Source organism: Acinetobacter sp. F9, assembly GCF_019195275.1.
GTDB lineage: Bacteria > Pseudomonadota > Gammaproteobacteria > Pseudomonadales > Moraxellaceae > Acinetobacter > Acinetobacter pseudolwoffii.
Window position 1 is genome coordinate 2,134,662 of the sequence record NZ_CP078068.1, and the last position, 11,745, is coordinate 2,146,406.

9 protein-coding genes and 2 pseudogenes are annotated in these 11,745 nt (G+C 39.5%); 9 read left to right on the top strand and 2 right to left on the bottom strand.

Going from position 1 to position 11,745, the window contains the following annotated elements; all coding sequences use genetic code 11:
• Positions 1 to 45: 45 nt before the first annotated feature.
• The 9 genes and pseudogenes from KT990_RS10070 to KT990_RS10110 all read left to right on the top strand — a co-directional run bounded on the left by KT990_RS10070 (position 46) and on the right by KT990_RS10110 (position 9,152).
• Entirely contained in the window at positions 46 to 1,467 is a 1,422-nt protein-coding gene (locus KT990_RS10070) for an FAD-dependent oxidoreductase (RefSeq protein WP_180086809.1), read from the top strand.
• A 182-nt stretch (positions 1,468 to 1,649) separates the two neighbouring features.
• Complete coding sequence (locus KT990_RS10075) at positions 1,650 to 2,240, top strand: LemA family protein (RefSeq protein ID WP_218208731.1); 591 nt, start codon at positions 1,650 to 1,652, stop codon at positions 2,238 to 2,240.
• Between the two features lie 24 nt (positions 2,241 to 2,264).
• Positions 2,265 to 3,317, top strand: a complete 1,053-nt coding sequence (locus KT990_RS10080) for a TPM domain-containing protein (protein ID WP_218208732.1) — start codon at positions 2,265 to 2,267, stop codon at positions 3,315 to 3,317.
• Positions 3,311 to 3,871: a TPM domain-containing protein gene (locus KT990_RS10085; RefSeq protein WP_218208733.1), complete on the top strand. Its 561-nt coding sequence runs from the start codon at positions 3,311 to 3,313 to the stop codon at positions 3,869 to 3,871. Before KT990_RS10080 ends, KT990_RS10085 begins: the two co-directional genes overlap by 7 nt.
• A gap of 329 nt (positions 3,872 to 4,200) precedes the next feature.
• Positions 4,201 to 4,650 (top strand): annotated as a pseudogene (locus tag KT990_RS10090) (hypothetical protein).
• Positions 4,623 to 5,762 (top strand): annotated as a pseudogene (locus KT990_RS10095) (hypothetical protein); the annotation flags it as partial. The pseudogenes KT990_RS10090 and KT990_RS10095, both read left to right, overlap by 28 nt.
• A gap of 3 nt (positions 5,763 to 5,765) precedes the next feature.
• Entirely contained in the window at positions 5,766 to 6,092 is a 327-nt protein-coding gene (locus KT990_RS10100; RefSeq protein WP_218208735.1) for a hypothetical protein, read from the top strand.
• A 170-nt stretch (positions 6,093 to 6,262) separates the two neighbouring features.
• Entirely contained in the window at positions 6,263 to 8,137 is a 1,875-nt protein-coding gene (locus tag KT990_RS10105) for a glycosyltransferase (RefSeq protein ID WP_218208736.1), read from the top strand.
• Positions 8,127 to 9,152 carry a glycosyltransferase family 4 protein gene (locus tag KT990_RS10110; protein ID WP_218208737.1) on the top strand — a complete coding sequence of 342 codons (1,026 nt, stop codon included), beginning with the start codon at positions 8,127 to 8,129 and terminating at the stop codon, positions 9,150 to 9,152. Before KT990_RS10105 ends, KT990_RS10110 begins: the two co-directional genes overlap by 11 nt.
• A gap of 4 nt (positions 9,153 to 9,156) precedes the next feature.
• On the opposite strand, the gene KT990_RS10115 is transcribed toward KT990_RS10110, so the two are convergent.
• Positions 9,157 to 10,404, bottom strand: coding sequence for a CDP-glycerol glycerophosphotransferase family protein (locus KT990_RS10115; RefSeq protein WP_218208738.1), 1,248 nt, complete (start codon positions 10,402 to 10,404; stop codon positions 9,157 to 9,159).
• Positions 10,391 to 11,743 (bottom strand): 2-C-methyl-D-erythritol 4-phosphate cytidylyltransferase, encoded by a 1,353-nt coding sequence (gene ispD / locus KT990_RS10120; protein WP_218208739.1) that lies wholly within the window; start codon positions 11,741 to 11,743, stop codon positions 10,391 to 10,393. The genes KT990_RS10115 and ispD overlap by 14 nt, the downstream gene beginning before the upstream one ends.
• Between the last annotated feature and the right edge of the window lie 2 nt (positions 11,744 to 11,745).

Here is an 11,745-nt window from a genome sequence, read left to right on the forward strand (position 1 = left end):
TGTAAGGCAACTGTGAACCCCTTACATCTCCCCACGGAGAGAGACATGGCAGAACGCCTGAATAATGACTTTCAATTCCTGGATGTCGCACGCCAAGATCCAGAGAAAAAAGAGATTGATGTCCGCAAAGCAGAATTTGTGGAAATTTATAAGCCTTATACCGCGGAAATTGCTGCCAACCAGACGCATCGCTGCCTCGGCTGTGGTAACCCGTATTGTGAGTGGAAATGTCCGGTACATAACTATATTCCTAACTGGTTGAAACTGGTGTCAGAAGGGCGTCTGTTCCAGGCGGCTGAACTATGTCACCAGACCAATACCTTGCCAGAAGTCTGTGGTCGTGTCTGTCCGCAAGACCGTTTGTGTGAAGGGGCGTGTACCCTCAACGACGGTTTCGGTGCAGTGACGATCGGGAATGCCGAAAAATATATCAACGACACTGCCTTTGCATTGGGCTGGCGTCCAGATATGTCCAATGTGCAATGGACCAATAAGAAAGTCGCGATTATTGGGGCAGGTCCCGCAGGACTTGGCTGTGCGGATATTCTGGTACGTAATGGGGTAAAACCTGTGGTCTTTGATAAACGTCCGGAAATTGGTGGTTTGCTGACTTTCGGTATTCCAGAATTCAAAATGGAAAAAGACGTAATGAAGCGCCGCCGTGAAATTTTCACGGGCATGGGGGTGGAATTCCGTCTGAATACTGAGATTGGTACAGATGTGACCATCGACCAGTTACTTGCCGATTATGATGCGGTATTTATGGGTATGGGAACCTATACCTATATGAAAGGTGGTTTTGCCGGTGAAGATCTGGATGGTGTGTATGATGCACTAGATTTCCTGATTGCGAATGTCAATCGTTGTCAGGGCTGGGAAAAAGACCCAGCTGAATACATCAGCGTGGAAGGCAAGAAAGTCATTGTTTTAGGCGGTGGTGATACTGCCATGGACTGTAACCGTACTTCGATCCGTCAAGGTGCCGAGTCAGTCGTCTGTGCTTATCGTCGTGATGAAGAAAATATGCCAGGTTCACGCCGTGAAGTGCAAAATGCGCGTGAAGAAGGGGTGAACTTCCAGTTTAACCGTCAGCCGATCGAAGTTGTTGGTGAAAATGGTAAAGTAACCGGTGTAAAATTTATTACTACTCAGCTGGGTGAGCCGGACAGTCGTGGTCGCCGTAGTCCAGAGCCGATTCCCGGTTCAGAAGAAATTCTTCCGGCGGATGCAGTCCTGCTTGCTTTCGGTTTCCGCACCAGCCCAGCTGACTGGTTCACTGATGTAGAGATCAATCTGGATGGTTCAGGTCGTGTCGTTGCCGCTGAGCAGCAGCAATACAAATTCCAGACCTCGAATCCAAAAATCTTCGCTGGTGGTGATATGGTGCGTGGTTCAGATCTGGTGGTAACTGCGATCTGGGAAGGCCGTCAGGCAGCTGAAGGAATCCTGGATTATCTGGATGTTTAACAGTTGAAAATTCACTGAAGTCATTCAAACAACCCGCTACGGCGGGTTTTTATTTTTGGATATTGTCTAACTTAAAGAGAAGCACTTAAAAAAGATTATAAAAAGTAACAAAACTTTAGAAAATACTGTTTAAAATCAAATTAATTATATAAATATTAATAAAGAATTGAGGACAAGATATCATGCGTGTATTTAAACAATCTCTTATCGCCTTAATGCTAGCCAGTACCTTGACCCTGAGTGGTTGCGGCTATAACACCTTGCAAGTCAAAGATGAAGCAGTCACTGCCGCCTGGTCGGAAGTGCAAAACCAGTATCAGCGCCGTGCCGATTTGGTGCCTAATCTGGTCAACGTGGTCAAAGGCTATGCCGCGCATGAAGAGCAGGTATTGACCGAAGTGACTCAAGCACGTGCCAATGTTGCCGGTTTAAAAGTGGATCGTGAAGTACTGGAAGATCCTGAATTATTCCAGCGTTATCAGGAAGCACAGTCGCAAATGACCAGTGCTTTGTCGCGTCTTTTGGCGGTGACTGAGAATTATCCAGACCTGAAAGCCAATCAGCAGTTCCGTGATTTACAGGTGCAGCTCGAAGGTACTGAAAATAGAATCGCTGTGGCACGTAACCGTTATATCACTACGGTTCAGGACTTTAACTCTTATGCGCGTCAATTCCCGCAAGTGATGACCGCCAAAGTGATTGGTATGGACACCAAACAAAACTTTAGTGCGGAGCAAAGTGCACAAAAAGCACCAACAGTGTCATTTAACTAATTGAATAACATTGGGGCTTCTGCAATGAAAAATCGAGCGCTAAAAATAATAGCCGTTGTGCTGTTATTCTGGAGCAGTCTGTTTAGCAGCTATTTATGGGCAGAGACTGCCACAGCGACAGATCAAGACATTGAAGAAGTCATTGTTGCGCGTGAAATTTTAAATAAACAAAAAGAAGCGACCCCGTCTCAGAGTGCGACAGCCGAAGCACAAGTTCAACAACCAAGTATTGCCAATGATATGGCAGAAGGGCAAACTCAGCGTGATTTGCCGAGTTTAAATGCACCTGTCATTGACCAAGCGAATTTACTCACTGCTGCTGAAAAACAGCAGATCAGTCAACGTATTTTAAATTTGCATAATGCGGGCAAAGGTCAAGTTGGCGTGGTAATTGTTCCCACCACAGGTCAGGAAGATATCTTTGGTTATTCGATGCGTGTTGCCGAAGCATGGGGATTGGGTTCAGCCAAACGTGACAATGGTTTGCTCATGACCATTGCGATTAATGACCGCCGTATTCAAATTCTGACCGGTTATGGTTTAGAAGGCGTGATTCCTGACATTGTGGCAAGTCGGATTATTAATGACAAAATTACGCCTTACTTTAAGCAAGCGCAGTATGCACAAGGGATTGATGCAGGCTTAGCTGAAATTGAACGGATTTTAACGTTAGATCCCGAGATTGCTGCTCAAGCTGCAGATGAACTAAAAGAACGTCAAGAACAAGCTTATCAATCACATAAAGCCACCCAATCGACTTTAAGCTCGGTGTTATTTATTGTGGTTGCGGGTGTGATTGCATCCTTCATTTTTGGTAAAAAACTCAGTGCATCTACGGCTGCGGTTGCAGGTACTGCCGCAGGGTTGGTCAATGGAATGGGCTTAGTGGCAAGTCTACTGATTGGCGCGGGTGTATTTTTCTTATTGGTCACGTCTATTGCTCAACTGATCTTCCAAGCCTTTTTATCGGGTGGTGGACGCGGTGGCGGGAGTGGACGTGGTGGTTTTGGCGGCGGCTTCGGTGGAGGCGGTGGCGGTGGCGGTTTTGGTGGGGGAGGTGCTTCAGGCTCATGGTAACAACAACAGATTCGACAGATATTGTCACGCAAGCAAAAATTATTGAGCAACATGAGCCTAGTTTTAAACGCTGGCTTAAGCATGTTTGTCATATTCCCTCGGCAAAACGTTTTTACTCTAAGCAAGATCAACATGCGATTGCGCAAGCGGTGGCAGAAGCCGAGCATGGTCATGTCGGAGAAATTCAAGTCGTGATTGAAGCCTGTTTACCTGCGGCAATTGCCTATCAGCACGATACCTTAAGTCGCGCACGTCAACTCTTTGCTGAATTGGGCACATGGGACACGGAATATAATAGTGGTGTATTGCTCTACTTAAATTTATGCGAGCGAAAAGTCGAAATTGTGATTGACCGTGGTATTCGAAATGCCACAACGCAAGAGATATGGGATGGAATTTGCCAAAATATTCTTCAGCAATTAGCTCAAAAAAAATATAAAGAAGCTTTGGTTGATGGTATTTTTGAAATTGGAAAAGTCTTAGATGCCTACTATGATTGGCAGATTCAAGATTTAGACAATGAGATTAGTAATCAACCGATTATACTCGGGTGAATAAGGTCTCAAAACTGACAATTTTTGTCAGTTAGTTACACAAAATGAAACATCAATGTTACAAAAGAAAATATTTTTTTTAAATTGCTGTTTTTTCTGTCAAAATTACTATAATAAAACTTGGCACACTTCGTGCTAAATATAAAATTAAGCTAAATGAGCTTTTTCTTTAGGCTTATAAATAAACAAAAAACATTTGTGGAGAATGTTATGAACGCTCAAAAAGGTTTCACCTTAATTGATACTCCATAAGTGTCCATATAAAATGAACAATCCATAAGTAAGTTAATATGGACATTATAAAATAGACTACAAATAATTAGTCCGCTATGAAGAATAAATATTACTTCAGCTTCCTTTTAATTCTTTCCACGTTTGCCTATGCGCAAGAGTCCGACTTAGCTCACTATTCAGATATTTCACCAATTCCTCAAATTGCTTCGAATCAAAAAATCTAGACAGAACTTCAAGCATTGTTAAAGCACGATTATCAAAAATTCCAATCCAATTTCGAACATTATTCAGCGCTTTATTTACTCAAAACAGATGAAGCTTTGTATTATGAGGGGCGGTCTGCATCCAGTTTAGATGCTTCATTGGCTATTGTTTTTAAGGGGGGGCGATTGTTTGCTGCAATTTATTTTTCAGAAACTAAGACGTTAAAATACTTTAGCAATGATGTAAGTTGCTCAGAACAGTTACATCCTGCGATTCAAGTCTTTTTTCAGCAGCGTGAAATTCAAAGTATTGATTCACAGGTATGCGGGATAATGAAGTGAATCAGCTATCTTATGACTGCCATCAAACGGTTCAAAGTAATGAGCATCTTGTGCATGTCATTATGGGTTATACCTCCAAGTTGCATGGTGGTGGAAATAAATCGACGTATTGGATCACGTTTGCAGATATTCAAGTAGGCGTAAATGCAGCACAAAGTATTGGTGAAGTCTACGCCTTACTCAATCCTCACTATGATATGTCTAATCCTGCTGAATACCCATTATTTCCAACGCTATACTCGCAAAAGCATCGAAATAAAAATAACCGCAATATTGAGCATGAAACGGATTATATCTCTAATTTTGAGGGTGCTCCGACTCGAACACAGTCTAATTTTAATCAGTATTTAAGCCGTATTTCTGTCTTGCTTGGAGATGGGTTGGAAATCACAGAAAGTGATATCGCCGAGCTTGAAGCTTTTGATGGTTTCCGCAATTGGCGAGAAGAAAAAGACTGCCAAGTTGGTGAGTACTGGAATATCTGTACCCATCAATTTAGACGTTCGCTTGCAGTTTATGGCGCTCGTTCAGGCATGATCGGGCTTGGCGCTTTGTCAGTCCAATTTAAGCATCTAACAGAGTCTATGACGTTGTATTACCGTAATAATGCGGTATTTGCACCAAATATTTTAGTGAGTGACAGTCAAAAAGAGTTTATTCAAGAACTGGAATATCAGCGCTTGGTACATTCTTATGCTCAGTTTGAAGATGGTGTAATTAATAGTGCTAGCCGTTTACTTGGTGGGGCAGGAACCTATTTGCAGCTGCAAAAAGACCGTGAGCAATTACTGAAAGTGTTTCCAGATCGTGAGGAAACGATTAAGCGCATGAAGAAGGGGGAAATTGCCTATAAACTCAGCCTCTTTGGTGCTTGTACCAATCCTGATTCTTGCGAAAAAATTTCTTTTACTGCGATTACGAGCTGTCTAAGCTGTGCTCATGCAGTTTTTGATGCTGGCAGTGCCGAAAAAATGCAAAAAGCGGTTCAGCGACTGCAACGAGTACGTGACACACAAGTACAAGGCAGTTTGCTGTACGCACAAATGGATAGTGACATTATGGCTTTAAATAAGACCATTCAAAAAATTCAAACGATCAATATTGAGGTTTAAAATATGAGCGCACTCAATGAATATTATGCTGCTTTGGAGCGATTAAAAGCCAACAAACCGACTATTCTACCGAAAGGGTCTGCCATTAATAACGACACTGTAGCACTGGAAGCAGGACGTAAACGGGGTTCGATTAAAAAGAGCCGCCATGTTGCATTAATTGAAGCAATTGAGCAAGCTGCACAGCAAATTGAGCAAGCGAAAACTAAGACCAAAGCGGTGAAAAGTGATTATGAGCAGCTGAAAGAAGATTATGAAAAACTGCTGGAAAAGTGCAATTCGCTGTTGCTGGAAAATTTTGAGTTGAGGCAAAGTGCTCGGACTATTTGATTGATATAGCCACTAAATTTGGTAATTTAGTGGCTTTTTAGTCTTTATTTCTTTTTCCAGTTACAGGGTAAAATGCTATATTTGTTCATTCTTTTATCTTAGGAAATATTTACGACAATTTAGGTTTAAGTATTTCAAAGGTAGGTTTTTAATTGGGGAAAAATTAAAAAATGAAGAAGCAACGTATTCTTCTTATAACACGTAATTTACCACCTTTGGTTGGGGGGATGGAGCGTCTGAACTGGCATATGGCAGACGAGCTGAGTAAATATGCAGAGGTTAAAGTCGTTGGTCCTACAGGTGCTGCTGCAGTTAAACCTGAAAATGTTCAGGTTTTAGAGTCACCTTTAAAGCCTCTCGTGCTATTTATGTTAATTGCATTGTGCAAGGCTTTCTGGACTGCTGTGTGCTTTAAGCCAAATGTAATTATTGCTGGAAGCGGTTTAACTGCTCCTTTAGTTTGGCTAGTCAGCAAGCTTACGGGTGCTAAAGCAGTTGTTTACCTGCATGGTTTTGATATTACTGCTGCTCATTGGGTGTATCAAAAAATTTGGGTTCCTTTTTTTAAACGCATGGATTGTGTAATTGTAAATAGTACACCCACAAAGATATTGGCACTGAATGTAGGTGTATTAGAAAAAGACATAAGTATTGTACATCCAGGTGTGACTTTGCCTGTAACAGCTCAGCCCTTAAATGCGATTCAGTCTTTTAAGGAAAAATATAATTTAGAACATAAAAAAATATTGTTATCGGTTGGTCGATTGACTACACGTAAAGGCTTAAAGGAGTTTGTTGAAAATTCCTTAGCTTATATTGTTCAACAAGAATCAGATGTGGTTTTGGTTGTAGTTGGGGAGTCACCTAAGAATTCTTTAGGCGCGGGGCTACAAACTCGTGAGGAAATTTTAGAAGCAGCAAGAAAAAATCAAATTGAAAATCATATTCTATTTTTAGGGGTAATTACCGATAATGAGCAGCTTGCGACTATTTATGAAGCTGCGGATTTACATGTATTCCCTGTACGTCATATTCAAGATGACCCTGAAGGGTTTGGTATGGTGGCGATTGAGGCAGCGGCACATGGTTTACCTACAGTCGCCTTTGCCACAGGTGGTGTTGTGGATGCTGTAAAAGATAGTGTTTCAGGTTGTTTGGTAGAAAAAAATAATTATATGGAGTTAACTCAACAAGTCTTATTTGTTTTAAATAGCCCATTTGACCAACAAAAAATTCAAATTTTTTCAAAAAAATTTGCTTGGGAGAGCTTTGGTCAAGTTATATATGATTTGATAACTGATACCCAATTAGGAAAAAAATACCAAGCACATGCTGTCTTGGATATATCATCTCGCATAGTCAAAGCAAAAAAAATTGAAATTTTATTGCAACTTCGATTAAGTGATAAGCCTTTACGTATTTTAGAGGTTGGATGTGGTTCGGGGGGGATTGCTCATTATTTTGCGACGCATGAAAAATTGAAATGTGAGGTTTCAGCTGTTGATGTGTATGATAATCGAATGGTATGGGATAGTTATAATTTTAAAAAGGTTTCAGGAGTGGAACTCCCTTTTTCTAACAACTGTTTTGATGTGGTAATTACGAATCATGTTGTTGAACATGTGGGTGATTGGGATCAGCAATTACTACATATAAAAGAAATTCAACGAGTATTAACTCCAACGGGACAATGTTATTTGGCCGTGCCGAATCGTTGGATGTTAACAGAACCACATTACCAGCTTAAATTCTTAAGTTGGTTGCCAAAGAACTGGAGAAATACTTATTTAAAATTGTGGGGAAAGGGTAACTTTTATGATTGTGAACCATTCGGTTTATCGGAGTTAGAAGCTTTGCTTAAACAAGCTGATGTCTCATTTGAAAATCTTAGCGTGCAAGCAACTAAACTAACTTTGGAGCTAGAAAAGCCAAATAGTTTTATAAATATTTTTTTCAGAAAGATTCCTAATAAAGTATTATCAGCTTTTAAGCCGATAATACCTACATTAATTTACAAAATACAGCCAAAGAAAAATGAAAAGTAAAATAGAGCCAGCCATTTGGTTTCCAACCGTTCGTACAGGCACCGGGACTGATATATTCACAGAGCGTTTAGTTGAAGGTTTAGTAGTAAGAGGAATAAGAGCAGAAATCACATGGCTACCTTTACGTGCTGAATATTTACCATGGACCGTAACAATTCCTCATCCACCAAATTGGGCAACTATAGTTCATGTTAATACTTGGTTGCACAGTCGTTTTTTACCCAAAAATTTACCAGTGGTTGCGACTTTACACCACTCAATACACGATCCAAATTTACGTCAATACAAAGGTTGGCTAAGAGCGATGTATCACCAGTATTGGATAGCCCCAAATGAGCGTCGTGTTATGCAGCATGCACACCAAGTAACTGCAGTAAGTCAATTTGTTGCAGATATGGCAAAACAGACTTTATGTGATGTTCCTATACAAGTTATTTACAATGGCATTGATACTGATTTGTTTTGCCCAGGTAATAGGGTACGACAAAAAAATGAACCTTTTCGACTTTTATATGTTGGTAGTTGGATAGTACGTAAAGGAGTCGATCTGCTTGCACCGATAATGAACGAGTTAGGTGAGGATTATGTTTTATATTATACTGGGGGGGCAACTGTGAGTAATCAAGTTAATACTCCCAGTAATATGATAGATGTTGGCCGCTTAAATCAAGAAAGGATTATTCACTATATGCAAACTGTTGATGCATTAATCTTCCCAACAAGAAGTGAAGGATTTGGGTTAGTTGTCACGGAAGCAATGGCTTGTGGTTTGCCTGTCATTAGTTCTGAATCATCATCAATACCAGAGATTATATCAAATGAAATGACAGGATTTTTGTGTGAAACAAATAATGTGCAATCATTTGTTAATGCTATCCGTAAGTTAAAGGAAAGCAATGAGTTACAGACCGTTATGTCAACAACTGCAAGGCATCAAGTAGAACAAAAGTTTGATATTAGCTTGATGATTCAGCAATACATTGAAACATATGAAGCTTTGGATATAAGAAGATAGATAGTTACCTTAACCAATGCTTATTGATACAGAAATCTAGAATCATCTTCGTAGATAAAGTTTGATTATTGCTATCAAAGGCTTTCAAACAAAGTTCTCTCCTTTTATTCTTAAAGTAATCATTTTCCCTTTGTTTTTCTATTATTGGTAACAGTTGTTCCCATTTCTCGACTTTTGTTCCTGGGGTCATTTCATCATAGTCAAATTGTATTTGGCGGTCTTGTGCTAAATATTGTTGTTTATCGGGTATCAAAAAGAAAATTGGCTTATTAAGTAACAAAAAATCCATGTAAATAGAAGAATAATCACTGATCATTGCACTTAAATGAGGAAATAAGGGATATATGTCTTTATCATTTTGATATTGATAAATAAATGGACTCTTAAAATGACTAATGCTATTTTCCCAAGGGTGTAGTTTAAAAATAATTATTGAATTAGTAGTTTCACACCACTTATTAATCAAGTTAATATTTTCAAAATTCAGTCCTAATGGGGTGTCTCGGTGTTCACGGAAAGTAGGAACGAACAAAATGATTTTTTTATGCTCAGTTAGCCAATTTTCTAATTGCCCAAAAATAAAATCATCAGTATTAATTAGGTTATTTTTTGAATAACCAAAATTGTTTCTAGGGTAACCAAAGGATGTAAAGTTTTTAGAAGTAAATGCTGGTTCAAATACCTCTTTTTTATAAAATTCAGAAGTTGTATTGACTAAATCATAAAAAACATTACGACCAATCAGATTACGATAATAAATTTGTATCCGACGCAATAAGCTTCCAGTAGTAAAAAGACCATGTGCAAAGTTCTGTTTACCTAACTCTATTTGTTTAAAGCCGACTCCATGCCATAGTTGAAGTTTCTTTGCTCCAAGAGTTAGAAAAAAACGTAACTGCTTAAACCATTCAAATGAATCCACAACAACGATATTCGCCCGCATTAAAAACCAAACACCAGCAAGACTAGGGTAAATGATAACGGGAAGGTTTTCCTTTTGTAGTATTTCAAGAACTTCTTTTTTGTTAGTAATAAATATACATTTTTGTTGGTCAACAAGATGCTGTTGGCTTTGGAGGTAAAAGTATTTGCAATTATCAAGGAATGCTCCACCATCTTTACCAATCACTGCGATCAGTTTTTTATTTCGGGGAACTAAAATCGTAATTGGACTAATAACAAGCCAAGCGAATAATGCAAATAAAATCCCCTTAAGAAATTTAAATAGAAGTTTTCCTTTAGCGCCGAACATCGACTACCTCACCACTAATCTGATGCAGCAGTGTTGCTAATGTTGCTCTGGCAACTACTTCAGCATTAAGCAGAGTTTCCTGTGGTTCATTACCAAAATTTTCTGTACGCATTGGTGTAGCCGTGCGTTCTGGATTAATAGCATTGATGCGTACATTATAAGGATGGAATTCGTGTGCTAATCCTTGTGTTAAATTGACAACGGCAGCTTTCGTTGCTGAATAGACTGCACTAAAAGCCCGACCTCGGGTGTATGAGCTTGATGTAAACAAAGCAATACTGCCACCACTTTTTTTCAAGTGCTCAAAGCCTTCTTGCGCAACAATTATGCTGCCTTTTAGATTAATATCTAGTTGCTCATTTATCAGCTGATCTGTTTGCGAAGTTAAAGATCCTGTATGTAAAACACCAGCAGTATTCACAATAAAATCAATACGTCCATGTTGTTGAATAGTTTGTGTAAATAAATGATTAACTGCCATTCGATTGCAAACATCCACACCCGTCTGACGCGATGCTTCAATAACTATTGCACCATAATGTCGGGCGATATCTACACAGGCCAGACCGATACCACGACTTGAACCTAATATAATAATAACTTTATTTTTTAAGTGATTTAAATCAATCTGATTAGTTGCTGTACTACGTAACTGGAATAACCGATCAGCTAAATAAATATCTGAAGGGTGAGTAATTTTAATATTGCTGACACTGCCTTCAACCAAAACCACAGGTGCTAAGTTGTAATGTAACACGATACCACAGTCATCAGTGACTTTGAGATTACTATCCTTTTTAGCTAAGTGGTGAGCTTGGCGCAGCAGGCCAGCACGAAATCCTTGTGGGGTTTGTCCTAAGCGTAACGTACTACGGTCAGGGATATTGGAAATTGTATTTTCAGAGGAAGCTTCAACGATAGTATCTGTTGGTGGAATGACTGTATCAATACAATCAGCAGTATCTAAAGCCATTAAACAGCGGTCGATGGTGGCTTGGTCCAATAATGGGCGCACAGCATCATGCACTAGTACTTTGTGATTATCGCCAACAATCGCAGCAATTCCTGCAGCTGTGCTGGCTTGGCGTGTTGTACCTCCAATTAAAATTCGGCGTACTTTTTTATACGCATTTTGTAAAACAATTTCTTCAACCAATGGTTTTTGATTTTCGGCAGTAACCACCAAAATCTCATCAATTGCTGCATGTTGTTCAAAGCAATCTAATGTGTGTTCAATTACACGCTTACCCGCAAGCTTAATAAATTGTTTAGGGGTTTCTGAGCGGAAGCGGAGTCCTGTTCCAGAAGCAAGAATAATGACGATATTTTTAGATAACATAT

What these genes read in the sequence shown, in the direction of transcription:
- KT990_RS10070 (WP_180086809.1), top strand. Translation starts at nt 46, where the DNA reads ATGGCAGAACGCCTGAATAATGACTTTCAATTCCTGGATGTCGCACGC.
- KT990_RS10075 (WP_218208731.1), top strand. Translation starts at nt 1,650, where the DNA reads ATGCGTGTATTTAAACAATCTCTTATCGCCTTAATGCTAGCCAGTACC.
- KT990_RS10080 (WP_218208732.1), top strand. Translation starts at nt 2,265, where the DNA reads ATGAAAAATCGAGCGCTAAAAATAATAGCCGTTGTGCTGTTATTCTGG.
- KT990_RS10085 (WP_218208733.1), top strand. Translation starts at nt 3,311, where the DNA reads ATGGTAACAACAACAGATTCGACAGATATTGTCACGCAAGCAAAAATT.
- KT990_RS10100 (WP_218208735.1), top strand. Translation starts at nt 5,766, where the DNA reads ATGAGCGCACTCAATGAATATTATGCTGCTTTGGAGCGATTAAAAGCC.
- KT990_RS10105 (WP_218208736.1), top strand. Translation starts at nt 6,263, where the DNA reads ATGAAGAAGCAACGTATTCTTCTTATAACACGTAATTTACCACCTTTG.
- KT990_RS10110 (WP_218208737.1), top strand. Translation starts at nt 8,127, where the DNA reads ATGAAAAGTAAAATAGAGCCAGCCATTTGGTTTCCAACCGTTCGTACA.
- KT990_RS10115 (WP_218208738.1), bottom strand. Translation starts at nt 10,404, where the DNA reads ATGTTCGGCGCTAAAGGAAAACTTCTATTTAAATTTCTTAAGGGGATT.
- ispD (WP_218208739.1), bottom strand. Translation starts at nt 11,743, where the DNA reads ATGTTATCTAAAAATATCGTCATTATTCTTGCTTCTGGAACAGGACTC.